The following is a 24,175-nucleotide window of genomic DNA, read 5'->3' on the forward strand; positions in this document are numbered from 1 at the left end:
GGGCAGGTGGCGGCGCCGGCCGTACCCGGAATGGTCAGTCGGTGGAGCCGGCCGGTCGCGCGGACCGCGCGGCCGGACCGGCGGGCGGGGCGGGCCGCAGCCGGCGCGGGCCGTACTCGCGCAGCAGGGTCTGGACGATGCCGGCGGCGGGGATGGCCAGCAGCGCGCCGAGCAGACCGGCCAGCTCCGCCGCGAGCAGCAGACTGACGAGCACCGTCAACGGGTTGAGCCGGACCGCGCGGGACAGGATGAGTGGCTGGAGCAGGTGGTTCTCCAGCTGCTGGTAGACCACGAAGAAGACCAGCACCACCACCCCGGCGGTGGGGGAGTGCAGGAAACCGGCACCGGCCGCGATCACCGCGCCGAGGGTCGCCCCGACCAGCGGTATCAGGTCGGCCACCGCCACCAGGAGGGCGATCACGGCCGCGAAGGGCACCCCGGTGAGGGTCAGCACCGCATAGGTCAACGCCCCGCAGATCACGCTGATCAGCAGATTCCCGGTGAGGTAGCCGGTGACGGTGCGCGACACCTCCCGGCCCACCCGGCGCAGCCGCTCGCCCTGACCGTCCCCGGCCGCCGCGAGCAGGCCGCTGGTTATCCGCGGCGCCTCCAACACCATGAGGTACGCCAGCACGATGACCGTGACCAGCCCGGCGACCGACTCGACGACGCCGCGCAGCACACCGACAGCGGGTTGGCGCAGGCGGCCGCCGAGGTCGCGCAGCTGCCCCGAGTGCTCACTGACGTAGCGCCGCGCCCCGGTGCGCTCCAGTAGCTGCCCCACCGGGCCCCGCCCGGCGCGGGCCTCCCGCAGCAGCTCGGGTGCCCGGTCGGCGAAGCGGCCCAACTCCCCGAACAGCGGCACCAGGATGAGCGCGGCCAGGATCGCCAGCAGGACGAACGCGGCGAGGAACACCAGCAGTGTGGCCAGCGCCCGACGCCGGACGAAGCGGCGTTGCAGCCGGTCGACGAGGGGCTTGAGCGCGACGGCGAAGAACGCGGCGACCACCGCCCAGACCAGCACCCGCCGGGTCGCGTACACGAACCCCAGCGCGAGCGCGGTCGCCAGCACCAGACCGATCACGATCAGAGTTCGGCGGCCGGTCACCCGATCGTCGACGTTGCTCATCCGGCGGGCCTTCCCCGCCCAGGCCGTCGGAAACCCGGCAATGGGGGCACAACGGCGATCAGTGGTGCGAGTTGTCGTCCGCGTCGGTGACGGGGTGGGCGCCGGCGGCGAACGTGTCGAGCGCGCCGGCGTGCAGCAGCCCACCGGGCACCGGGTCGCGCAGGGCGGCCACCGCCAGCCGGGCCACCGGCAGCCCGCCGGGGCGGGAGGTCGCGGCCAGCACCAGGTTGCCGTACCTGCGGCCGCGTAACATCCGCCGGTCGCCGACCACGCACACGTCGGCGAAGACCGCCCGCAAGGTGGCCACCTGCACCCGGGTGCCGACCAGCGGAGGCAGATCGGTGACGTTGACCAGGTACAACCCGTCGGGGCGCAGGGCGCGGGCGACCTCGGCGGCGAACTCGACGGTGCGCACGTGCCGGGGCATCCGGGCCGCCCGGTAGATGTCGGCGATCACCAGGTCGTGGCGGCCGTCCGGGGTGCCGGTCAGGGCGTCCCGTGCGTCGGCGACCTGGACCCGCACCTCCGGCGGCAGCGGCGGCAACTCCCGGGCCACCAGCTCGACCACCGCCGCGTCCCGCTCGACGACCCGTTGCGGGGAGCCGGGCCGGGTGGCGGCCAGCCAGCGGGGCAACGTCAACGCGCCGCCGCCCAGGTGCAGGACGTTCAGCGGTACGCCGGCCGGGGCCGCCACCTCCACGGCCGAGGCGATCCGCCGGACGTACTCGAAGTGCAGGTGCCGGGGATCCTCGACATCCACGTACGACTGCTCGACCCCGGCGGACAGCAGTGTCCGCCCGGTCCGGCGGACCGGATCGGCGACGAGTTCCAGCCGGTCGGCGGCGCGGTTCATGCCCGGCACGCTAGCCGAGCCCACCGTGCACCTGGCACGGCGGACGGGCCGGCGGAGCGGGGTCGCCCCCGCTCCGCCGGCCCGACGGTGTCGTGGTGGCCGGTCAGCCGCCGGCCATCCCGGCCCCCACCTCGTCGATCGCGTCGTCGATCTGGCGGGCGAGGTCCACGTCGAGCGCGGTGACCCCGTTGGCCTGGTTGGTTCGCACTGTCAACACGGCGGCGGTGTCGCCCGGACGTCCGATGCTCGGGCCGCGGCCGTTGTCCTGGCGAAGCCGGTCGAGCCGGGCGAGAACCCGGTCCAGGTTGTCGGGCGGCAGCGCGACCACCCGGTAGAGGCCCTGGCTGTCGCCGGACCAGTAGGGCAGGTCGTCAAGCGCCGCGCTGATCTCGTCGGCGTCCAGGGTGGGTGTGGTGGTGGAGGCGCCCACCAGGCCGCCGCCGGCCTCCGGCGGGTTCAGCAGGTCGCGCAACCCGTCGGGTACGTGCAACGACTCGACCAGGTCGCCGTCCTGCTCGGCGAGCGCGGCGATCGTCGCCTCCGCCTGGTAACGGGCCTGCTCCGGGGTGTTGCCGCTGATCCGGCCCACCTCGGCCAGGAAGCCGGGCAGGTCCTGGTGCCGCTCGATGCCGTCTACCGGCAGCACGTCGTGCAGCGACGCCGGCACCGCGGCGAGCAGCCGCTGCCGCTCGGCGGCCTCCAGGGCGAACGCGAGGACCAGAACTGTCGCCTCGGTGCCCACCTTGGCGGTCTTGAAGTCGACCCCGGCGCGACGCCGAACCTCGTCGACCAGGTCGTGGTAGCCCATGCTGTTCACACCGGCCGCGCCGCTCGGCGGGGACGGCTGCGGTCGCGGGTTGTCGGCGGTACCGACCGGCGGCGGTGCCGGCCCCCCGCGCGTGGTGTCCGACTTGCGCGGTCCGGCCGCTGGTGGGCCCGCCCGCTTACCCGCGTCGAGGCTCGTGAGCTGCTTGGACGCGCTCAGGCTGGCGCCGATCTCGCTGGGCTGGCGATTCTGTTCCCGGGCCTGCCGGGCCAGGGCCCGGCGCCTCTGGTTGTCGCCCTCCATCTGCTTGCGCATGGTGGCATCCCTTCCGCTGGGGATCGTGGCTGCGCCAGTCGCCTTCCCGCCGTCCCCGAGAAGGAAACGGAGGCCGCCGGCCGGGTCGGACCAACCTGCGCCACGCTTCATCCGGCGGGGGTGAGGGGTGCTCACCCGCACGGCCCGCACGATCGGCTCAGGACCGGAGTTCTTCCGAGGTACGCGGAAGGAAGGTCGTCATGAAGGAAGTTGTCGAGATCGTCCCCGCTCGACCCGGCTGGTACGCCCGCTGGCAACTCACACCCGAGGTCACCAGGTGTTACCCGGTGAGCCTGTGGGCGCTGGTGGAGGAGGCCGACGGAACGGGCCGCGAGGTGATCGGGATGGACTGCATCGGTCAGTGGCCCGGCGCGGACGACAACGAGGCGGGTGGGCAGTTCGTCCGCTACCTGTACCAGACGCCCGATTCGGGGGAGCCCGAGGACGTCGACCCGGCCCCGATCGGCGAGCTGCGTGAGGACGGCCCCCGGCTCCAGCCGATGACGGCACCCTAGACATTCCTCCGGCCCCCGACCCCAGGTCCCAGGGTCGGGGGCCACCCCGTCCGGTGCGGGGTGGCCGGAGGCTCAGCCGGTGGCGCGCACCTCGTCGTCGGCGTACGCCTCGGCCAGCAACTCGGTCAGGCCCGTGCGGTCCAGCATCCGCTGAAGCTGAGGGCTGACCCCGGTCAGTCGGATCGCCCCGGCGGCGCGGTGCACCACCAGCAACGCGCTGAGCCCTGAGGAATCGCAGAGGGTCACCCCGGTCAGGTCGACCAGAACCGGAGCGTCGTCGCCGCCGCGCAGCCCGGCCGCCGCGGCGATCAGCTCCGGTGCGCTGTCGTAGTCGAGTTCGCCGGCCAGCCGGAGTCGGACGCTCCCGGCGCCGAGCCGGATTGTCTCGATGGTCAACAGCTGGTCGGGCATCCCGCCATTCTCCTTGTCGAGCCACAAAACGCAAAGCGGGAGCGGTGACGCGCCCCCGTGTTCCTCGTCCGACGCCCGCCGTGGCGGTGCCGGCCACCGACCGTGAGATGCCGCTTTCCGGGTTCCGGCGTAGGGTGACGGGAAAGTTTTGACCGTAGACGCCGGTTCCGGCACGGGTTCGGTGAACGACAAAGGAGTGAGGCTCAGCTGGTGACTGCTTCCGACGTCAGGGACTGGGACCCGGGCGACGGACGGCTCTCCACGCCGAGCACGACACGACCCTCGGCGTGGTCCGCCGACGTTCGCCGCCCCACCGCGGCCCTACCGCCGCTGGCACCCGACCGAGGGCAGGCCACGCCCGACTGGTTGGAAGTCGTCGAGCACTTCCGGGAAGGGCTGGTCGTCTGCGACGCCGATGGCGTCGTGCGGCACGTCAGCCCGGTGGCTGAGCGGTTGCTGCCCGAGGTGACTCCCGGCGAGCTGCTCGGCGCGGCCGGTGTGCCCGGGTTGAGTGACGGTGTCCCCGGGGGCTTCACTCATCGCGGGCGCCGGCTCACCGCGCGCCAGGTGCCGCTCTCCGGTGACCGCTGCTGCTGGTACGTCGAGGACGTCACCGACAGCGTCAGCCGCGCCGACGCGCTGCTCGCCGAACGGGCTCGCTCGGCGTTCCTGGCCGTGGTCGGCGACAAGCTGGGCAACCCACTGCACCCGGACCGGGCTGCCGCCGCTGTCGTCCGACTCGCCGTGCCGACCCTGGCCGAGGTGGCGGTGCTGGTCCTCGCCCCGAAGGCCGGGCGCGCCCGCTGGTGGCGGGCCTCACGCACCGACGACGAGGTGCCGACTGTGGACAGCGGCGTACTGGCCGGCGGCGAGCTGCCGACCGCCATCGCCGACGGGTTGACCGGGGCAGAGCCGCACGCGGTGGACTGGTTGGTCGAGCAGGCGGTCGACGCCGGTTGGCTGCCGGGGCTGGCCGGCACCGACAGCGCCGCCCGGGTCGTTCCGCTGCCGGGCCGCGACGCGCCGGTCGGTGTGCTGCTGGTGGCCCGTCGCGCCAGCCGCTGGTACGACGAGGACGACGTGGAGCTGGTCCGCGCGTTCGCGGCCCGCGCGGGCGCGGCGTTGACCACCGCGCTGCTCTACCGCGACCAGGCCGAGGTGGCCGACACCCTCCAGGCCAGCCTCCTGCCGGTCGAGCCGGTCGAGGCGACCGGTGTGCAGTGGGGCACCGCGTACCGGCCCGCGCAGTCGGGACTGCGCATCGGCGGCGACTTCTACGGCTCGCACCGGCTCCCCGACGGGGGTTCGGTGTTCTTCCTCGGCGACGTGTCGGGCAAGGGCGTCGAAGCCGCCGTCTTCACCGGCCAGCTGCGCCAGTGTCTGCAGGCGCTGCACCGGTTGGAGTCGCACCCGGCGCGGTTGCTGCGGCTGCTCAACGACGCGTTGCTGGAGACGACCCAGGCGCACGGTGAGGGCCGCTTCGCCACCATCGTGCTCGGCGTGGCCCGCCCGGAGCGCGACGGCGGCCTCACCCTCACCATGGCCGGCGGCGGGCATCTGCCACCACTGGTGCTGCGCGCCACCGGTGAGGTGGAGACGGTGCCGTTGCGCGGCATGCTGATCGGGGTGGTGCCCGACCCCCGCGTCGGCGAGGTGACGGTGCGGCTGGCGCCGGGCGAGACCTGCCTGCTCTACAGCGACGGGGTGACCGAGGCGCGGGGCGGCCGGCGCGGGGACGAGCAGTTCGGCCCGGAGCGGCTGATCAGCGCGCTGACCGGTTGCCATCGGATGCCCGCCCCGGCCCTCGCCGAACGGGTCGAGCAGATCACCTGCGACTGGCTGGCACAGGGCGACCACGACGACATCGCCGTGCTGGCGCTGCGGGCGGCCGGCCTGGGCGGGCGCGGGGCACGGCACCTGCACTCGGTGCCCGCCGGTGTCGACCACACGAGGGAGCCTGACGCGTGACCGCCGCCACGGCCAGCAATGACCTCGGCGAGGCGTACTCCGGATATCTGGAGCATCTCGCGGACGCCGACGAGTACGCCGCGACCGACCTGGCGATCGGTCTGCTCGACGCGGGCGTCCCAGCGGAGCGGGTGCTGCTCGACCTGGTCGCGCCCGCGCAGTCCGAGGTGGGTGAGCGGTGGGCCCGCAACGAGTGGAGCGTCGCCCAGGAGCACGCGGCCACCCACATCAGCGAGCAGGTGGTGGCGGCGGTTTCCGCGCACGCGAGACCGCAGCCGATCAACGGCCGGGTCGTGGTCGCCTGCATGGACGGCGAGTGGCACGCGTTGCCGCCCCGGCTGGTGGCCGAGGTGCTGCGGTTACGCGGGTGGCAGGTGACCTTCCTGGGCGCCAGCGTCCCCGCGGCGCACCTCGTGTCGTACCTGCACCGCCACGACGCGCACGCGGTCGCGTTGGCGTGCGCGCTGCCAATGCGCCTGCCGTACGCCCACCGCATGATCGAGGCCTGCCGCCGCTCGGACGTCCCGGTGGTGGTGGGCGGGCGTGGGTTCGGCACGGACGGCCGGTGGGCGCGCCGGCTCGGGGTGGCCTGGGCACCGGACGCGCCCTCGGCGGCCGAGCTGATCGCCGACGAGCGGGCGCTGCGCGCGGCGCCGCCGGCGCGGCTGGCCCACCTGGCCGACGACGAGTACGCCAGCCTGGTGCGCCGTCGCGGTGAGCTGATCGACAGCGCGTTGGCGGAACTGCGGGAGCGGGTGCCGGCGGCACGGGCGTACACCGCCGCGCAGCTCGACTCGACAGTGAGCGACCTGGGCCACTTGGTGGATTTCCTGGCCGCGGCGGTCTACGTCGACGACTCCTCCCTGTTCACGGAGTTCGTGGAGTGGCTGTCGGGGATTCTGGAAAGTCGTGGGGTGCCCGCCGGGACGGTTGCTTTGCCGCTGGAGCACTACGCCGTCGCGTTGCGGGACTTTCCCCGGGCGGCGCGGGCGCTGGCGTTGGGATGCGCGGCGCTGCCCGGCACCGCCCGCTGACCGACCCGTCGGCGGCATCCGGATCGATCACCGCGCTCGGCGGCGGACGGGTCAGCTCTGCGTATACTTGCCGGACTGCAAACGTCCCACCCTCGTGGTGGAGCGAGGGGGAGAACGGTGACGTTCAGCGTCAACTACGTCGAGCGCGACGGGGGTGGCGCCTGCCTGCGGCTCGTGGGCGAGCTGGACCTGAGCACCGCCCCCGAGCTGACCGCCGCGATCGAGCGGCTCACGGCGGCGGGCGAGACCCGGGTGCTGCTCGACCTGACCGACCTCACGTTCTGCGACTCCACCGGGATGGCCGTGTTCGTCCGGGGCGACAACCAGGCGGCGGCCGACGGGGGGTGGCTGCGGCTCACCGGTGCCAACGGGCGGGTCGAGCGGGTGCTGCGGGTGACCGGCCTCGCCGACGTGTTGCGGTACGAACCGGAGTCGGTCGACCCCGCGTCCCGCAGTGCTTCCTGATGGGCTAGATTTCCCCGCCAGCATTTCCCCCGCCAACGCGGTGACCGTCAGGGTCCCGTCCCCGTCGACTCCGAGGCAGGTAGTGATGGGCGCAGACAGCCCGCAGCCGGTACGCATCCTGGTGGTCGACGACGACCCGGGTGATGTGCTGATGATCGAGGAGGCGCTGGCGGACTCCGACGTCGACAAGATCATCGACGTGGTGAGTGACGGCGAGGAGGCGATGGAGTTTCTCCGCGCCGAGGGCCGGCACGAAGATGCCCGCCGACCCGACGTGATCCTGCTGGATCTGAACATGCCGCGCATGGACGGTCGTCAGGTGCTCGGGGCGGTCAAGCAGGACGAGGATCTGCGGACCATCCCGATCGTCGTGCTGACCACCTCCAACGCCGACACCGACATCGTCGGCAGCTACACGTTGCAGGCCAACGCGTACGTCACCAAGCCGATCGACCTGGACGACTTCAACGACGTGGTCCGCCGCATCGACGAGTTCTTCGGTCGGGTCGTCGTGCTGCCCAAGCGGGTCTGAGCCTCGCGCCACCTGCGCGCATGCTGAACATTTTCCCCGAACCCCCTCGGCGCGAGCGGTCGCGGCCGAGGATCCAGGTGGGGAAGTAACAGCAGCTGCCTGGGGGGCGACAGTATGAGGTTCTCCGTCGTTGAGACCGGTTACGACCAGCGACAGGTGGATTACTGCCTGGACGAGTTGGGGGTTCGGTTGTCCCGGCTCGCGGCGCGGGCCGAGGGCGCAGCCGGGGCGGCCGGGGAATGGGACGAGATTCGTCAGGAGGCAGCCGCGCTCGGCGGCCTCCTGCGACGACTCGACCTGGGCGACGCCGCTGCCACCCGGCCCGCCGGTGACGCGGTGCGGCGCGAGGCAGCCGAGGTGCTGGCCCAGGCCCGCGCCGAGCTGGACGAGGCCCGCGACGAGGCACGGCGGGTGCGGGAGCGGGCGTACGCGGAGGCCGTGCAGGCCCGACGCGACTTCGAGGCGGCGCTGGACGCTCGCCGACGGCGCGAGGTTCGGGTGGACGAGATCCTCAGCCAGGTGACCGTCGAGCAGGTGCCCGCCGACACCCCCACCGCAGCCGCCGGGGTGCCGGGCAGCCGGGTCGGGGTCGGCGGCGTGGACGAGGGTGCGCAGCCTCCGCCGGGCCGTCGCTGAGACACGCGGGCGTGGGAGCCCGGCTCAGGCGGTGAGCGCCGCCGCGACGGTGGTCGCCCGATCCTCGTGCTGGGCGTACGCGTCCGGGTAGGCGGAGATCTGCACGGCCTGGGCGGCTGCCGTGACGCTCATGTCCTGCCAGCCGGGGATCTCGTTGAGCGCGCTGTAGAAGGCCCGCGCGGCGTAGGACGGGCGCATCAGTTGGGCAACCGTGCCCCAGCCGCTGCTGGGCCGCTGCTGGAACAGCCCGACCGAGTCGTGGTCAGACCCGCTGCCCTGGTTCGGGTACTCCGCCGACTCCGGCAGGACGTCGCTGGCCAGGTTGTAGAGGTTGCTCTCCTGCATGGCGGTGGACAGTGCCACCACCAGGGCGCGGCGCGGCATCTTCATCTCCAGGCCGACGTCCACGATGATCTTCGCGTTGTCCATCTGCGCCTGGTCGAGGCCGGCGACCGGCCGGGGGCGGCGGGGTTTGACCGGCTTCTTGGGCGCCTTGCGGACGGCGGTGGGGGTGGGGGTGGGCTTCGCCGTCGGGCTGGGGGGCAGGACCCGGGCGGGGGCGGCGTCGCGGTCCAGCGACCGGGAGGCGCGTTCGTCGGCGATGGCGGCGCGGTCGGCCACCGCCTCGGCGAGCGGCTCGACCGTACGCGGGGTGTCGTCGTTGCCTCGCGCGGTGGCGACCGCGACGAGGCTGAGGCAGCAGGTGACGCCGGTGGCCAGCGCCACCCGCACCGGGGTCGAGCCCAGCAGGGCCCGCCGCGGCGCTTCGGCAGCGCGGTGACGGCCGATCGTCCGTTCGGTTGAGGCGGCGTCGTCCGAAGGGGTGGTCGGGCGCGCGTCGGTCAGCTTCTGGGCGGAGGGGTCGTCGGGGTGCACCTGACGAGGCTAAAGAGCTGAATGCGCGATGCCACCAGCCCGTACGGTGGCATGCGCCACAATTTGCCCCGATCATGCCGACTTCAATGGGCAAAGCGGGAGCAGAGTCGACCAACCTCGCGACGTACGCCAGACGGTTATTCCCGACTTGCCGGGTGAATCCGCTCGCCGAGCCCCTCCGCAGGCCGCATCTGCAGCCCCCATCAGGGGTCAGCCAAACAGCCGAGGCGCACCTCCACCAACCGGCCCCCACCGACCCGCCCGCCCGCACCGCCCCAGGCTCCGTGCCCTGCTCGCCGATCTTGCACTTGCTGTCGCGGCATAAGGGGCATACCCCTCATTTCGGCGACCGAAAGTGCAAGATCGACGCGATGGGGCGCGCGCGTGCGCAAGAACGGCGCGGTGGGGCGACCGAAGGTGCAGGGTCGGCGCGGTGGGCGTGCGGGGTGGCGGGCAGGCTGGGGCCTGGGTCAGTGGCGGCCGTTCTCGGCTGGGGTGACGGTCAGGCGGTGGCGACTGGCGTCGCTGCTGGAGAACGGCCAGAGCCGGTCGGCGTACTCGACCAGGTCGGCCAGTTGATCCCGGCTCAGCCCGGCTGAGGAGATCTCCGCGTGGACGTCGGCCCGGTACCGGCCGTCGTTGTCCCGCCCCAGCTTCGCCTCCGCCCGGACCTGCACGGTGTGCGCCTCGTCGGTGATCTCCCCGGCCACCTCCACCGCCGCGTGATGCAGGCAGGAGGCGAAGGCCGCGGCCAGCAACTGTTCCGGGGTCAGCCCGGTGCAGTGCGGCGCCAGCGGTGAGGCCAGCGCGGTGGAGAGCCCGCCATCGTCGGTGCGTACGTGACCGCCCTCGGCGGTCGCTGTGGCCTCACGCAGCCAGGAACTCTGATCCGGCATCGCGTTTCTCCCGTCGCTCACCAGGCCGGCTACCCCTTCGCCGCCCGGCGAAACGCCACGGGGTCGCGCCGTCAAACGCCACGGGGTCGCGCCGTCAGCGCCCGGCGGGCAGGTTCGGCTCGTCCACCAGCACCACCGCCTCGGTGGCCTCCGCGGCGGCCCGTTCGGTCCACGGCGACGTCGGGGCCGGCCGGCGGGTCGTCGGGATCGTCATCGGCACGTACACCCGGGCGTCCACTGCCTCGGCCAGCAGCAGCGCGGCGACCAGGCTGGTCGGACGCTGCTCGGGGTCCTCGGCGAGGCAGGAGTGGCACAGCTCGGCGACCTCCGGGGGGAGCCCGGCGATGTCGGGCAGCGGCTCCGGTGGCTGACAGCGGCGTGCGAGAAGCAACTCGCTGGAGGTCGTCGCGCGGTAGGGCAGGCGGGCCGTCAGGCTGTAGTAGAGCAGCACGCCGAGGGCGTACATGTCGGCGGCGGGGGTGGCGGGCGCCTCGTCCAGCTGTTCGGGCGCCAGGTACGCCGGGGTGCCGAGCACCATGCCGGTCGGCATCGGGTCGGGTTCTCCGGCGGCGATGGCGATGCCGAAGTCGAGCACCTTCACCCCGGCCGGCGTGAGGATGACGTTGGCGGGCTTGACGTCCCGGTGCACGATGCCCTCGGCATGCGCGGCGGCCAGCGCGGCGGCGACCTCCGCGCAGACCCGCACCGCGATCTGCCAGTCCAGCGGCCCGGCGCGCAGGTGCACGGCGAGCGTCTCACCCTCGGCCAACTCCATGACGATGTAGGGCACCGGTCGGCCCGGCCACGTCGTGGAGGTGCCGAAGTCGTGCACGCTGGCCACGTTGGGGTGTTCCAGCCGGGCCGCCGACCGGGCCTCGGCCCGGATCCGGTCCACCGGGCCGTCCCGATCGTCGCGGCCGGGAGAGATGAGCTTCACCGCGACCGGCCGGTCCAGCACCTGGTCGTAGGCCCGCCACACCTCGGACATCCCGCCCACACCGATGCGCTGCTCGAGCCGGTACCGCTCGTCCAGCATCCGCATCGACCGCTCCTCGTCCTCGCCCGGCCGACGGCCGGGTTGCTCCGATCGCGGTACCCGCCCTCCGAACTGGGCAAACCGAGCCCGGTCCGGGGCACGTGGGCCCCGCGCACCTCGCTGCGCCGGAGCGGTCGGTGCGGTAGCTTGCGAGCCAGAGCCGGTGTCACCGATTGTGCCGGCACGGTCACCCGAGGGGGCGCCGCGATGAGCGAGGTCACCGTACGCTTCGTCGGCGGGCCCGCGGACGGCCTGGTCCGGCTGCTGCCGGCCGGTTCGGACGGCGCCCCACCCCAGCGTTGGATCATGCGGCACCCGGACGGCACTGGGCCGGTGCAGCCCGGCCCCGACCACCTCTACGAACGCGACCGGCCCGACGAGGCCGGCGGCTGGAGCATGCGGTTCGTGCGCACCGACGCGTACGGGGTGTCCGAGTGACCACGAGGCGGGGCTGACCGATGGTGTCGGCGGCGTCGCGTCGGCCCGCCCGCACAGCCCGCGCACAGCTTCCGCAGGGGCGCGGCACAGGCGTGGCGGCCACCATGGGGCCCATGGTCATGAACGGGCAGGCCGCGCCGAGCCGGATCGAGCTGCGTCGCCCCGACGGGGAACCCGTCCGGGTGCTGGTGGTCGACGACGAACCCACGCTCACCGACCTGCTGTCGATGGCCCTGCGCTACGAGGGCTGGCAGGTCCGCACCGCCGGCAACGGCATGGCGGCGTTGAGCACCGCCCGACAGTTCCAGCCGGATGCCGTGGTGCTCGACGTGATGCTGCCCGACCTGGACGGCTTCCAGGTGCTGCGCCGGCTGCGCGAGCACGCCCCCACCGTGCCGGTGCTCTTCCTGACCGCCCGCGACGCGGTCGAGGAACGCATCGCCGGGTTGACCGTCGGCGGCGACGACTACGTCACCAAACCGTTCAGCCTGGAGGAGGTCATCGCCCGGCTGCGTGCGCTGCTGCGCCGCTCCGGGCTGGCGATCGCCGCGCAGGAGGAGGCGGTGCTGACCGTGGGTGACCTCAGCCTCGACGAGGACAGCCACGAGGTCCGCCGGGCCGGCCAGCTCGTCACTCTCACCGCTACCGAGTTCGAGCTGCTGCGTTTCCTGATGCGCAACCCGCGCCGGGTGCTCAGCAAGGCGCAGATCCTCGACCGGGTGTGGAACTATGACTTCGGGGGCCAGGCCAACGTGGTGGAGCTGTACATCTCGTACCTGCGCAAGAAGATCGACGCCGGCCGGGCACCGATGATCCATACGCTGCGCGGTGCGGGTTATGTCCTCCGACCCGCCGAGTAGGCGCCGCCCACTGCGCGCCACCCGTGGCTGGCTGGCCGGGCGCTCCCTGCGTACCCGACTGGTGTTTGCCCTGCTCGCGCTTCTCGCGTTGGTGAGCGTCGCGATCGGGGGCCTGACCACTGTGGCGCTGCGGCACTTCCTGATCGACCGGCTGGACGCCCAGTTGGCCCCCGCGACGGCCATGCGGGGCGACCGTCCGGGACGGCCGGCCTTCCCCGGTGACGGACCGGGCATCCCACCCGGGCTGCCGTCCGGCGTGGTGGTCGCCGAGATCACCGACGGTCGCGTGACGAGCGCCCGCACCCTGACCAAGAGCGTCTCCAACGCGTTCCCCGACCCGCAGCCCGTCCAGGTGGGGGAGGTCGCCGTACTGGCCGACCTACCGGTCGACGCCAGACCGCGCACCGTCGACCTCGGCGACCGCGGTGACTACCGGGCCGTGGCCCGCCAGTACTGGGGAGGCCAGGTACGCGTCGTCGCGATCCCCCTCTCCGGCGTCCAGGAGACCATCTGGGCACTTGTCGCCGCGCAGGCCGGGGTGGCCGCGGTCGGGCTGCTCCTCGCCGGTGTGGCGGGCGCGCTCATCGTGCGGGCGACCCTGCGACCGCTCCACCGGGTGGCCGCCACCGCCACCCGCGTCACCGAACTGCCCCTGGACCGTGGGGAGGTGGCGCTCGCCGTCCGGGTGCCAACCGCCGACACCGACGGCCGCACCGAGGTCGGCCAGGTAGGGGCGGCGCTGAACCGGATGCTGGGCCACGTCGCCGACGCGCTCTCCGCCCGGCAGGCCAGCGAGACCCGGGTACGCCAGTTCGTCGCCGACGCCAGCCACGAACTGCGGACGCCTCTCGCGGCGATCCGCGGCTACGCCGAGGTGGCCCGCCGTGGCCGCGACGAGGTTCCCCCCGACGTGGCGCACGCGCTGCGCCGGGTGGAGTCGGAGAGCACCCGGATGACCAGCCTCGTCGACGATCTGCTGCTGCTGGCCCGCCTCGACACCGGCCGGCCGCTCGCTGTCGAACCGGTGGACCTGACCGCCCTGCTGGTGGACGCGGTCAGTGACGCGCACGTCGCCGGCCCCGAGCACCGCTGGCAGCTCGAACTGCCCGACGTGGCGATCCGGGTGCCCGGCGACGCCGCCCGGCTGCACCAGGTGGTGGCGAACCTGCTCACCAACGCCCGGGTGCACACCCCGCCCGGCAGCACTGTCACCACCACCCTTGCCGTCGACGCCGCCAGCGCCGTGCTCACCGTCGCCGACGACGGGCCGGGCGTGCCGGTGGAGCTGCAACCGGAGATGTTCGAGCGCTTCGCCCGGGGCGACAGCTCCCGGTCCCGCGCGCACGGCAGCACCGGCCTCGGCCTGGCCATCGTCGCGGCGGTGGTGGAGGCCCACCACGGCACGGTCGAGGTGCAGAGCCGTCCGGGTCGGACAGTGTTCACCGTCCGGCTGCCGAATCCCACAGCTGACGCATAGTCTGCGCACGGGGTCGCGCCAGCCTGGCCGCCGAGGCTGGCCGCATGGACAGAACAGAGACCCTGCCGACGGCACCCGCCGCACCCGAGCCGCCGACGGCCGCCCGCCCCGACGAGCACTCGCCGCCGACGCGCCGCCCGCCGGCCTGGGCCCGGCCCGCGCTGGTGATCCTGCTGCTCGCCACCGGCCTGCTCTACCTGTGGGGGCTGGGCGCGTCGGGCTGGGCGAACTCGTTCTACGCGGCGGCCGTGCAGGCCGGCTCGGTGAGCTGGAAGGCGTTCCTCTACGGCTCGTCGGACGCCGCCAACTCCATCACCGTCGACAAGACACCCGCATCGCTGTGGCTGATGGCCCTGTCCGTACGGATCTTCGGGCTGAACAGCTGGGCGATGCTCGTGCCGCAGGCGCTCTGCGGGGTCGCCTCGGTGGGCGTGCTTTACGCGACAGTGAAGCGCTGGTACGGGCCGGCCGCCGGTCTGATCGCGGGCGCGGTCCTCGCGGTCACCCCGGTGGCGACGCTCATGTTCCGGTTCAACAACCCCGACGCGCTGCTGGTCCTGCTGCTGGTCGCCGGGGCGTACGCCACAGTGCGCGCGCTGGAGACGGCGAGCACCCGGTGGATCGTGCTTGTCGGTGTGCTCGTCGGCTTCGGCTTCCTCACCAAGATGTTGCAGGCGTTCCTTGTGGTGCCGGTCTTCGCCGGCGTCTACCTGCTGGCCGCGCCGACCGGGCTGTGGCGGCGGGTCCGGCAGCTGCTGCTGGCGGGGCTGGCGGTGGTGGTCGCCGCCGGCTGGTGGGTGGCGCTCGTCGAGTTGGTGCCGGCGAGCGCCCGCCCGTACATCGGCGGCTCGCAGGGCAACAGCATCCTCGAGTTGACCCTCGGCTACAACGGCCTCGGCCGGATCACCGGCGAGGAGGTCGGCAGCGTCGGCGGCGGTGGCCCCCGGCCGGGCGGCGGTGGTGGCCCGTTCTCCGGGCAGAACGGCGTGCTGCGGATGTTCGGTGGCGAGATCGGCGGTCAGGTCTCCTGGCTGCTGCCGGCCGCGCTGATCCTGCTGGTCGCCGGTCTGCTACTGGCCGGGCGGGCGGCCCGCACCGACCGCACCCGGGCCGGGCTGCTGCTCTGGGGCGGTTGGCTGCTGGTCACCGGTTTGATCTTCAGCATCATGTCCGGGATCTTCCACGCCTACTACACGGTGGCGCTCGCACCGGCGATCGGCGCGCTCGTCGGCATCGGTGTGACGCTGCTCTGGCGGCACCGCCGACTGCAGCCCGCGCCTGGCGGCACGCGCTGGCAGCGGTGGACTCCGCTGGCCGCCGCGGCGACGCTCGCCGGCACCCTCGCGGTAACCGTCTGGTGGGCATGGGTGCTGCTCGGCCGCAGCCCCGACTGGTACCCGTGGCTGCGGACGACCGTGCTCGTCGCCGGTCTGGTCGGCGCGGTGCTGCTCCTGCTCGTCACCCGGCTGCCCCGCCGCCTGGTGCCGGTGGTGCTGGGCCTGGGCGCGGCGGCGGCCCTCGCCGGCCCGGTGGCGTACGCGGTGCAGACCGCCGCGACCCCCCATACCGGGTCGATCCCGAGCGCCGGCCCGTTCGTGGCGGGCGGATTCGGCCGGGGCGGCTTCCCCGGCGGGCGACCGCCCGGCGGCATGGAACTGTCGGCCGGCGGCCAACTCCCCGGCGGCGGCCAGTTCCCGGGCGGCGGTCAGTTCCCGGGCGGCCTCCCGGGCGGCGGTCAGCTCCCCGGCGGTGGCCAGAACGGCGGCGGGCAGAACGGTGGCGGGCAGGACGGCGGCGGGCAGGACGGCGGCCGCAACGGCGGTCAGGGGCCCGGCTTCCCGGGCGGTGGTCGTGACGGCGCACCCGGTTTCCCGGGCGGCCAGGGCCCCGGCGCCACCGGCGGGCAGGGACGCTCGGCCGGTGGGGGCATGGGCGGGTTGCTCGACGCCCGTGAGCCGAGCGCCGCACTGCGCGAGCTGCTGGAGCGCGACAGCGCGGACTACACGTGGGTGGCCGCGACCATCGGCTCGAACAACGCGTCCGGTTACCAGCTCGCCACCGGTGAACCGGTGATGGCGATCGGCGGGTTCAACGGCAGTGACCCGTCACCGACGCTGGCGCAGTTTCAGCGCTACGTGGCCGACGGAAAGGTCCACTACTTCGTCGGTGGCGGTGGCTTCCGGGCCAACGGCGGCAGCGCGGCCTCCCAGGAGATCGCCGCCTGGGTCGCGGAGACGTTCACGGCGCAGACCGTCGACGGGGTCACCCTCTACGACCTCAGCGCCCCTGCGGGGGCGTCGTGACGGTGCTTGGCGGACCACGGCCCGCCATCCAGGCCCGACCCACCGCCGCCGTGCTGGACGTGGTTATCCCGGTCCACAACGAGGAGGTCGACCTCGGGCCGTGCGTACGACGACTGCACGCCCACCTGAGCGCACACTTCCCGTACCCGTTCCAGATCACTGTCGCCGACAACGCGAGCGTCGACGACACCCTGAAGGTGGCCGACGGCCTGGCCGGTGAACTGCCCGGCGTCGAGGTGCTGCACCTGGACGCCAAGGGGCGGGGGCGGGCGCTGTCGGCCGCCTGGTCGGCGTCGTCAGCACCGGTGCTGGCGTACATGGACGTGGACCTCTCGACCGACCTGGCGGCGCTGTTGCCACTTGTCGCGCCGCTCATCTCCGGCCACTCCGACCTGGCGATCGGCACCCGGCTGGCGCGTACCTCCCGGGTGGTGCGTGGCACCAAACGGGAGGTGATCTCCCGGGCTTACAACCTGCTGCTGCGCGGTGCGTTGGCGGCGCGGTTCTCCGACGCGCAGTGCGGGTTCAAGGCGATCCGGGCCGACGTGGCCACGGAACTGCTGCCGGTGGTGCGCGACACCGGCTGGTTCTTCGACACGGAGCTGCTGGTGCTGGCCCAGCGGGCGGGGCTGCGCATCCACGAGGTGCCGGTGGACTGGGTCGACGACCCGGACAGCCGCGTGGACATCGTCGCCACCGCCCTGGCCGACCTGCGCGGCGTGGGTCGGCTGGGCCGGGCGCTGCTGACCGGGACGCTGCCTCTGGCCGACCTGCGCGCGCAGCTCGGCCGGGCACCGCTGACCGCGCCACGTGCCCAGCCGCTGGCCGGGCCGGGTGGGACGCCACTGACCGGGCCGGGTGCCCAGCCCGGCCGGGCGCTGCCAGGACCGGTGCCGGTCGGGCTGCCCCGGCAGCTGGTCCGGTTCGCGGCGGTCGGGGCGGCGAGCACGCTCGCGTACCTGTTGCTGTTCCTGGCTACCCGGAGCGTGCTCGGCGCGCAACCGGCGAACCTCCTGGCGTTGTTGCTGACCGCGGTGGCGAACACGGCAGCGAACCGGCGGCTGACGTTCGGCATCAGCGGACGCCGGCACGCAGCCCGGCATCACGCGCAGGGGTTGCTCGCCTTCGCGCTCGGTCTGGCGTTGACAAGTGGCGCGCTGGCGGTGCTGCACCTCGTCTCTGCCGTACCGGCCCGGCCGGTCGAACTGGCCGTGCTGGTGGCCGCGAACCTGGCCGCCACAGTGCTGCGCTTCGTGCTGCTGCGCCTCGGCATGCACCACCGCCGTACCTGATTCACCGGCGGTCAGTCGACTAGCATCTCGGTGAGGACCTCGACGACGCGTCGGGTGTGCCGCCCGTCGGGGTCCTCATCGGTGTTCAGGTCGGTCACGCTCATCCCGAGCAGCCGGTCGGCGCGGGCCAACGGCGTGACCAGCGCGATCAGATCCGCCCAGCGCGGGCCGTCCGGTTCGGGGTAGGTCACCGCGGGCAGGTCTCGCGGGTCCACCACGTCCAGGTCGAGGTGCAGCCAGGCCGGCCCGTCGCCGTCGGCGGCCAGGCTCGCGCCGACCGTCGCCGCGCCCCGGCGCAGCAGCTCGGCGGCGTTGATCTGGTGGATCGCCGGGTCGATCCGGGCCGCCTCGACCCGGCTGCTCTCGTCGGTGGCGGGGCGGTGCCCGAGCAGGTGGACGCGGCCGGGCTCGATCAGCGCGCCGCCGGGGCCGACGGCGACCGGGCCGTGACCGGTGACCACCGAGAGGTCCATGTCGGCGGCCTCACCGCTCGGCGAGGTCGTGCCGTCGAGGAAGTCCGGGTGGGCGTCGACGAACCACAGGTCGGTCGCCGGGGGTAGGGCCCGGCAGATGCCGGGCAGGATCGCGCAGTCGCCGCCGAGCACCAGTGGTCGGTGGCCGTCAGCGATCAGCGCGCCGATCCGCGCGGCGATGGCGCCACCGGCCCGGACCAGGCCCGCCGCGCCGATCACCCCGCTGACCGGGTCGGGGTTCGGGTCGCGCAACCGCGCCTCGTCGATCTGCCCGTCGTCGTCGGCGGCCAGGGCCTCGCGCAGGCCGGCGCGGCGCAGCGCGGCCGGAGCCCTCTCCTCGCCGCGCCCGCCTCCGGAGGAGCCCAGCGGCGCGTCCACGATCATCCACGGCACGTCCGCAGCGTACCGGCGTGGCCGGCCGTCCCGGCCGCATTCTGTGGTGCGGCTGGGAGTACGCCGATGTGCCCGCGACGGCGAGGACGAGCGGCGTACGGTGAGGGACAAGTCCGGCTTTCTGGGTCAAAAGCCTCATCGGTGTACGCCCTGGACGCCGGTGTCGAGGCGGCGAGGGCAAGGAGCGATCGGTGGAACATCTGGCCTACCTGGACGCGGGGTCCGGCAGCCTGATCGTGCAGGCGGTCGTCGGTGGGGTGGCGGGCGCCGCGGTCGCCGCGAAACTCTACTGGCGACGGCTGGTCGACCGGTTCCGCCGGCAACCCACCGACCAGCGCTGAGCGGACCTGCTCCGACGATGGCGATCTCACCCACCGAGGTACGGCCCGAGCCGGCCTCCTTCCGCGACCCCGCCAACCGGGTCTTCCACGTCGGCGACGAGGTGCTGCGCGGGCTGGATCCCCAGGCCGCCGAGCACTGGCGGGCACTGACCGGCAGCACGTTCTTCCCGGCGCTCGTCGCCGCCCGCAAGGTCTGCGCCACCGAGGACGCACCGCCCACCCTGGTGCAGGCCGCTGGCGGAACACCGTGGGCGGCTGTGCTGCGCCACGAGCGCATCCCGTTCGTCTCCCACCCGTACGAGTGGTCGTTCAGCATGCTGCGCGACGCGGCCCTGCTGCACCTGGAGATCCTGACCGCCGCGCTCGGCGAGGGTTTCACCACCAAGGACGGCTCGGCCTACAACCTCCAGTGGCGCGGCGCCGAACCCGTCTTCATCGACATCGGCTCCTTCGAACCGGTCCGCGACGGCGAACCGTGGGCCGGCTACCGGCAGTTCTGCCAGACAGTGCTCTACCCGCTGCTGCTCACCGCCCACCTGGGCGTCGACTTCCAACCGTGGCTGCGCGCGCGGGTCGACGGCATCGAGGCCGACGAGCTACGGCCGCTGTTCAACGGGACCCGCCGGCTGCGCCCCGGCGTGCTGACCCACCTGCACCTGCACGGGGCCATGCAGCACCGCAACGCCGCTGCCAGCACCACCGAGGTACGCGACCAACTGCGGGCCGCCGGCTTCTCCCGGGAGCTGCTGCTCGCCACCGTCCGCGGCATCGAGAAACTGGTCCGCAAGCTGGACCGCCGCCCGCCCGAGAGCCACTGGTCGGACTACCAACGCACCTGCGGCTACTCGGCCCGCGACCGGGTGGCGAAGGAGCAGTTCGTGGCCGTCGCGGTGGCCGCCGGCACCCGCCCCCGGCTGGTGCTCGACCTCGGCGCCAACGACGGCCGCTACTCCCGGCTGGCCGCCGGGCACGCCGACTACGTGGTCGCCGTCGAGCAGGACCCCACCGTCGTCGACGAGCTGTACCGACAGCTGCGCTCCGAGGGGCAGCGCCGCATCCTGCCGCTGGTGCTGGATCTGGCCGACCCCTCGCCCGGCGGCGGCTGGCGGGGCGTCGAGCGGGCCGGCTTCGCCGAGCGGGCGTCCGCCGACGTGGTGCTCGCCCTGGCCGTGGTGCACCACCTGGCGATCGGGCGCAACGTGCCGCTGCCGGAGGTCATCGACTGGCTGGCCGGGCTGACCGCGCCGGGCGGCGCGGTGGTGGTGGAGTTCGTCCACCCGGAGGACCCGATGGCGACCCGGCTGCTGGCCAACAAGCCCGCCGGTCTCTTCCCGGACTACCGACGCGACACCTTCGAGGCGCTGCTCGCCGCCCGGGGACGGATCACCGACCGGCTGGAACTGCCCTCGGGCACCCGCACGCTCTACCGAACGGTGATCGGTGGCTGAACCGGTCGCCGCCGCCCCGTCGACAGCGGACGACCCGCCGCCGGCCGCCGCGCGGTGGGACCGGGGCTGGCGCGCTGAACGGGGGCGGCTGCTGGAGATCGTCGCGCTGGTCGGTCTCGTGGTCACCCAACCGCTGCTGGACGTGCTCGGCCGCAGCCCCGACTTCTTCCTCTTCCACCGCGCCGACCCGACCCAGATCCTGCTGCTGCTCGCCCTAGTGACGGTGCTGCCCACGGCCGCTGTCGCGGTGCTCGGCGCGCTCAGCCGACTGGCCGGCCGGACCGCCCGCGCCGTCACCCACACCGGGCTGGTCGGGCTGCTGGTCGCCGCCCTCGCCGTGCAGGTGGGCCGACACGTCACGCCACTTCGGGGCGTACCCCTGCTGCTGGTGGCCGTGCTGGCCGGAGCCGCCGGCGCCGCCGCGCACCGGCGGTGGCGGGCGCCGGGCCGGGTGCTGCGACTGGCCGCCGCCGGCCCGGTGGCCTTCGTGGCACTCTTCCTGCTCGCCTCGCCGACCTCGGCGGTGGTCCTGCCGCGCGGCGACGGCGGCGCGGCCGGCACCGCGCAGGGCTCGGCCGTGCACCCGCCGGTGGTCATGCTGATCCTCGACGAGCTGCCACTGGTCAGCCTGCTCGGCGCGGACGGGAAGATCGACGCCGGGCGGTACCCGCACTTCGCCGAGCTGGCCGGCGGCTCCACCTGGTACCGCAACTCGACAGGGGTCAGCGGGTGGACGCCCAACGCGCTGCCGGCGATGCTCACCGGGCGCTACCCGGCCAAGCCGGTCGCCCCGCACTACTCGCAGTACCCGGACAACATCTTCACCGCCTTCGGCGGCCTGTACGACATCCGCGCCGAGGAGAGCATCACCAGGCTCTGCCCACCCAGTCGCTGCGAGCAGCCGGTAACCCCGGAGCAGGGGCTCGGGGTGCTGGTCCGGGAGACCGGCAAGCTGCTCGGCCGGGTCGCCGGGCCCACGGAGAGCGCTGTCGACCCGGAAGACTCCTACCGCGAGCAGACCCGCGCCGAGGCCGGCCTGGACGCCGCCGAACCGGTGCCGGCCGACCCGAAGTTCCGCTGGGACAGCCTGGACGACAACCAACCGGCCCGGTTCACCAGCTTCCTGGCCGGGCTGAAGCCGACCACCCGGCCCACTCTGCACTTCCTGCACCTGCTGATGCCCCACTCACCGTGGGCGTACCTGCCGTCCGGGGCGCGCTACGACGCCCCCGAGGACCTGCCCAACGACGGCGCCGGCTGGGTAGACCTGGCCCGGGCGCGGCACCTCGCCCAGCTCGGCTATACCGACCGGCTGATCGGCGAGACGCTGCGGACGCTGCGCGCCAACGGCCTCTACGACCAGGCCCTCGTCGTGGTGACCGCCGACCACGGGGTCAGCTTCCACCCCGGCGCGCAGGGCCGCGGCATGGACGCCATCAAGGCCGCTGCCGGCGAGGTCGCCTGGGTGCCGACGTTCGTCAAGGAACCCCGGCAACAGACCGGCCGGGTGGACGACCGCAACTGGGAACACGTCGACCTGCTGCCGACCGTGGCCGACGAGGCCGGCATCCGGCTGCCCTGGCCTGTCGACGGCCGCTCCGCCCGGCAGGCCCCCCGCACCGACGGTACGAAGCACTTCTACGACCGCCCCGGTGAACCGGTCACCTTCCCCGGTGGCGTGCCCGCCCCACCGCCCCTGCCGACGCCCCACCCTCTGGTCGGCACCGAGGTACGCGCCGGCCCCGCCGCCGGCAGCGCCCGGGTCGCCGACCTGGCGGCGTTCACCGCCACCGACCCGGACACCGGCACCCTCCCGGCACTGGTCTGGGGCGACGTCCCGGACCGGATCCCGGACGGCACCCTCCTCGCCGTCGCCGTCAACGGCCGCATCGGGGCCGTCGTCCCGGTGGTGCCGCCCGACCCCGGCGGACGCCGGTTCGCCGCGCTGCTCGCCGACGACAAGCTGTTCCACGCCGGCACCAATCAGCTCGACGTCTTCCAGGTCGCGACGGACGGTACGCTGCGACGCCTCACCCTCTCCTGACCTGGCTTCCGGGTCCGTCCGGCCTGATGTCCGGGGTTGATCCGGCCCGGGCTTCCGGGTTCGGGCCGGTCCGGTCCCGTCTGGCGGGATACCGGGTTTCCCGGCCGCCCGGTCGGGAATCGGGTGACGCATACCTCACCGCCGAACCACGGCGGGCGTTGTCCCCCGAGCCGCAATTACGGTAGAAGCGAAGGCAATTCAACGTAGATCTGCCGGCGAAGCGAGGAACCACATGACGGAAGTCAAGCTCGATCACCCCGGTGGGCAGCTGTCGATGCCGGTGCATCCTGCGGTCGAGGGCCCCGCCGGTGTCGGGGTGAGCAAGCTGCTGAAGGAAACCGGGATGACGACGTACGACCCCGGTTTCGTCAACACCGCCGCTGCCTCATCCGCGATCACCTACATCGACGGCGACGCGGGCATCCTGCGTTACCGGGGATACCCGATCGAGCAGCTGGCCGAGAAGTCCTCCTTCCTGGAGGTCTCCTACCTGCTCATCTACGGTGAGCTGCCGACCGAGCAGCAGCTGACCGAGTTCACCGAGTGGATTCGGCGGCACTCGCTGCTGCACGAGGAGATGCGTCGCTTCTTCGACGGCTTCCCCCGGGACGCCCACCCGATGGCGGTGCTCTCGTCCGCGGTGAGCGCCCTGTCCACCTTCTACCAGGACAGCCTGGACCCGTTCGACTCCGAGCACGTGGAGATCTCCACGGTCCGGTTGATGGCGAAGGTCCCCACCATCGCCTCGTACGCGTACAAGAAGTCCATCGGTCAGCCGCTGCTGTACCCGGACAACTCGCTGGGGTACGTGGACAACCTGCTGCGGATGACGTTCGGCGTGCCGGCGGAGCCGTACGAGGTCGACCCGGTGATGTCGAAGGTGCTGGACATGCTGTTCGTCCTGCACGCCGACCACGAGCAGAACTGCTCCACGTCGACCGTCCGCCTGGTCGGCTCCAGCAACGCCAACCTGTTCGCCTCGGTCTCGGCCGGCGTGAACGCGCTCTTCGGCCCCCTGCACGGTGGCGCCAACCAGGCGGTGCTGGAGATGCTCCAGCAGATCCACGCCGGTGACGGCGACGTCCGGTCCTTCGTCCGCAAGGTCAAGGACAAGCAGGACGGCGTCAAGCTGATGGGCTTCGGCCACCGGGTCTACAAGAACTACGACCCGCGGGCGGCGATCGTCAAGAAGGCCGCGCAGGACGTGCTGGGCCGGATGGCCAAGCCCGACCCGCTGCTGGACATCGCCATGGAGCTGGAGGAGATCGCCCTCGCCGACGACTTCTTCGTCTCCCGTCGGCTCTACCCGAACGTGGACTTCTACACCGGCCTGATCTACAAGGCCATGGGTTTCCCGACCAAGATGTTCACGGTGCTCTTCGCGCTCGGCCGGCTCCCCGGCTGGATCGCCCAGTGGCGCGAGATGATCAACGACCCGGAGACCAAGATCGGCCGTCCGCGGCAGGTCTACGTCGGCTCCGCCGAGCGGGACTACGTCCCCTTCAACGAGCGCTGACCCGTTCCTCGCTTCACCAGCAGGCCGTCGACCCCACCGGGTCGGCGGCCTGCCGCGTTTCCGCGCTGGGCTGCCCCGTCCCGTCCCGTCCCGTCCCGTCCCGTCCCGTCCCGGCATGATCGACTCGGGTTCCTGCAAGGCGCGGTGTCCCTCGTGCT

General features: G+C 73.2%; 23 protein-coding genes. 15 read left to right on the forward strand and 8 right to left on the reverse strand.

What is annotated here, in order from left to right:
• Window positions 1-34: 34 nt before the first annotated feature.
• From ACGF3C_RS29950 to ACGF3C_RS29960, 3 genes are all read right to left on the reverse strand, one after another.
• Window positions 35-1,129 carry an AI-2E family transporter gene (locus ACGF3C_RS29950; protein WP_357229147.1) on the reverse strand — a complete coding sequence of 365 codons (1,095 nt, stop codon included), beginning with the start codon at window positions 1,127-1,129 and terminating at the stop codon, window positions 35-37.
• A gap of 58 nt (window positions 1,130-1,187) precedes the next feature.
• Window positions 1,188-1,982, reverse strand: a complete 795-nt coding sequence (locus ACGF3C_RS29955) for a spermidine synthase (RefSeq protein WP_393227056.1) — start codon at window positions 1,980-1,982, stop codon at window positions 1,188-1,190.
• Window positions 1,983-2,085: 103 nt separating this feature from the next.
• Window positions 2,086-3,063 carry a DUF2267 domain-containing protein gene (locus ACGF3C_RS29960; protein ID WP_393227058.1) on the reverse strand — a complete coding sequence of 326 codons (978 nt, stop codon included), beginning with the start codon at window positions 3,061-3,063 and terminating at the stop codon, window positions 2,086-2,088.
• Window positions 3,064-3,263: 200 nt separating this feature from the next.
• Here ACGF3C_RS29960 and ACGF3C_RS29965 point away from each other — a divergent pair, with 200 nt between their 5' ends.
• Window positions 3,264-3,578 carry a hypothetical protein gene (locus ACGF3C_RS29965; protein ID WP_357233583.1) on the forward strand — a complete coding sequence of 105 codons (315 nt, stop codon included), beginning with the start codon at window positions 3,264-3,266 and terminating at the stop codon, window positions 3,576-3,578.
• Between the two features lie 72 nt (window positions 3,579-3,650).
• On the opposite strand, the gene ACGF3C_RS29970 is transcribed toward ACGF3C_RS29965, so the two are convergent.
• Window positions 3,651-3,989 (reverse strand): STAS domain-containing protein, encoded by a 339-nt coding sequence (locus ACGF3C_RS29970; RefSeq protein ID WP_357233580.1) that lies wholly within the window; start codon window positions 3,987-3,989, stop codon window positions 3,651-3,653.
• Window positions 3,990-4,199: 210 nt separating this feature from the next.
• Between ACGF3C_RS29970 and ACGF3C_RS29975 the strand changes: the two genes are divergently transcribed.
• The 5 genes from ACGF3C_RS29975 (at window position 4,200) to ACGF3C_RS29995 (ending at window position 8,624) form a co-directional block, all read left to right on the forward strand.
• Complete coding sequence (locus ACGF3C_RS29975; RefSeq protein ID WP_393227060.1) at window positions 4,200-5,957, forward strand: PP2C family protein-serine/threonine phosphatase; 1,758 nt, start codon at window positions 4,200-4,202, stop codon at window positions 5,955-5,957.
• On the forward strand, window positions 5,954-6,991 hold the full coding sequence (locus ACGF3C_RS29980; RefSeq protein WP_393227062.1) for a B12-binding domain-containing protein: 1,038 nt from the start codon (window positions 5,954-5,956) through the stop codon (window positions 6,989-6,991). The genes ACGF3C_RS29975 and ACGF3C_RS29980 overlap by 4 nt, the downstream gene beginning before the upstream one ends.
• Before the next feature lie 117 nt (window positions 6,992-7,108).
• A complete protein-coding gene (locus ACGF3C_RS29985; protein ID WP_393227064.1) occupies window positions 7,109-7,456 on the forward strand; it encodes an STAS domain-containing protein in 348 nt (115 codons plus the stop codon).
• 85 nt (window positions 7,457-7,541) lie between these two features.
• Window positions 7,542-7,988, forward strand: a complete 447-nt coding sequence (locus ACGF3C_RS29990; protein ID WP_355009026.1) for a response regulator — start codon at window positions 7,542-7,544, stop codon at window positions 7,986-7,988.
• Window positions 7,989-8,102: 114 nt separating this feature from the next.
• Window positions 8,103-8,624, forward strand: a complete 522-nt coding sequence (locus ACGF3C_RS29995) for an ATPase (RefSeq protein WP_357232779.1) — start codon at window positions 8,103-8,105, stop codon at window positions 8,622-8,624.
• A 24-nt stretch (window positions 8,625-8,648) separates the two neighbouring features.
• On the opposite strand, the gene ACGF3C_RS30000 is transcribed toward ACGF3C_RS29995, so the two are convergent.
• From ACGF3C_RS30000 to ACGF3C_RS30010, 3 genes are all read right to left on the reverse strand, one after another.
• Entirely contained in the window at window positions 8,649-9,500 is an 852-nt protein-coding gene (locus tag ACGF3C_RS30000) for a hypothetical protein (RefSeq protein ID WP_357232777.1), read from the reverse strand.
• Window positions 9,501-9,970: 470 nt separating this feature from the next.
• Window positions 9,971-10,396, reverse strand: coding sequence for an OsmC family protein (locus ACGF3C_RS30005; RefSeq protein ID WP_124819422.1), 426 nt, complete (start codon window positions 10,394-10,396; stop codon window positions 9,971-9,973).
• A gap of 94 nt (window positions 10,397-10,490) precedes the next feature.
• Complete coding sequence (locus ACGF3C_RS30010) at window positions 10,491-11,438, reverse strand: serine/threonine-protein kinase (protein ID WP_393227067.1); 948 nt, start codon at window positions 11,436-11,438, stop codon at window positions 10,491-10,493.
• Between the two features lie 201 nt (window positions 11,439-11,639).
• Here ACGF3C_RS30010 and ACGF3C_RS30015 point away from each other — a divergent pair, with 201 nt between their 5' ends.
• The 5 genes from ACGF3C_RS30015 (at window position 11,640) to ACGF3C_RS30035 (ending at window position 17,802) form a co-directional block, all read left to right on the forward strand.
• Window positions 11,640-11,870, forward strand: coding sequence for a hypothetical protein (locus ACGF3C_RS30015; protein WP_091408172.1), 231 nt, complete (start codon window positions 11,640-11,642; stop codon window positions 11,868-11,870).
• 119 nt (window positions 11,871-11,989) lie between these two features.
• Complete coding sequence (locus ACGF3C_RS30020) at window positions 11,990-12,730, forward strand: response regulator transcription factor (RefSeq protein ID WP_393227172.1); 741 nt, start codon at window positions 11,990-11,992, stop codon at window positions 12,728-12,730.
• The gene (locus tag ACGF3C_RS30025) at window positions 12,708-14,207 is read left to right on the forward strand and encodes a sensor histidine kinase (protein WP_393227069.1); all 1,500 of its coding nucleotides are present in this window, start codon (window positions 12,708-12,710) and stop codon (window positions 14,205-14,207) included. The genes ACGF3C_RS30020 and ACGF3C_RS30025 overlap by 23 nt, the downstream gene beginning before the upstream one ends.
• A gap of 44 nt (window positions 14,208-14,251) precedes the next feature.
• Window positions 14,252-16,510 carry an ArnT family glycosyltransferase gene (locus ACGF3C_RS30030; RefSeq protein ID WP_393227071.1) on the forward strand — a complete coding sequence of 753 codons (2,259 nt, stop codon included), beginning with the start codon at window positions 14,252-14,254 and terminating at the stop codon, window positions 16,508-16,510.
• Window positions 16,511-16,512: 2 nt separating this feature from the next.
• The gene (locus tag ACGF3C_RS30035; RefSeq protein ID WP_393227174.1) at window positions 16,513-17,802 is read left to right on the forward strand and encodes a glycosyltransferase; all 1,290 of its coding nucleotides are present in this window, start codon (window positions 16,513-16,515) and stop codon (window positions 17,800-17,802) included.
• Between the two features lie 11 nt (window positions 17,803-17,813).
• Here ACGF3C_RS30035 and ACGF3C_RS30040 read toward each other — a convergent pair whose 3' ends face one another.
• Window positions 17,814-18,659, reverse strand: coding sequence for an arginase family protein (locus tag ACGF3C_RS30040; protein ID WP_393227175.1), 846 nt, complete (start codon window positions 18,657-18,659; stop codon window positions 17,814-17,816).
• Between the two features lie 200 nt (window positions 18,660-18,859).
• On the opposite strand from ACGF3C_RS30040, the gene ACGF3C_RS30045 reads away from it, so the two are divergent.
• From ACGF3C_RS30045 to ACGF3C_RS30060, 4 genes are all read left to right on the forward strand, one after another.
• Window positions 18,860-19,009: a hypothetical protein gene (locus ACGF3C_RS30045; protein ID WP_165947858.1), complete on the forward strand. Its 150-nt coding sequence runs from the start codon at window positions 18,860-18,862 to the stop codon at window positions 19,007-19,009.
• Window positions 19,010-19,026: 17 nt separating this feature from the next.
• Window positions 19,027-20,457 (forward strand): methyltransferase domain-containing protein, encoded by a 1,431-nt coding sequence (locus tag ACGF3C_RS30050; protein WP_357232923.1) that lies wholly within the window; start codon window positions 19,027-19,029, stop codon window positions 20,455-20,457.
• A complete protein-coding gene (locus tag ACGF3C_RS30055; protein ID WP_393227072.1) occupies window positions 20,450-22,501 on the forward strand; it encodes a sulfatase-like hydrolase/transferase in 2,052 nt (683 codons plus the stop codon). Before ACGF3C_RS30050 ends, ACGF3C_RS30055 begins: the two co-directional genes overlap by 8 nt.
• 232 nt (window positions 22,502-22,733) lie before the next feature.
• Window positions 22,734-24,017: a citrate synthase gene (locus tag ACGF3C_RS30060; protein WP_355009019.1), complete on the forward strand. Its 1,284-nt coding sequence runs from the start codon at window positions 22,734-22,736 to the stop codon at window positions 24,015-24,017.
• The last annotated feature ends 158 nt before the right edge of the window (window positions 24,018-24,175 follow it).

The sequence above is a fragment of the Micromonospora sp. NPDC047762 genome (assembly GCF_043204655.1).
GTDB lineage: Bacteria > Actinomycetota > Actinomycetes > Mycobacteriales > Micromonosporaceae > Micromonospora.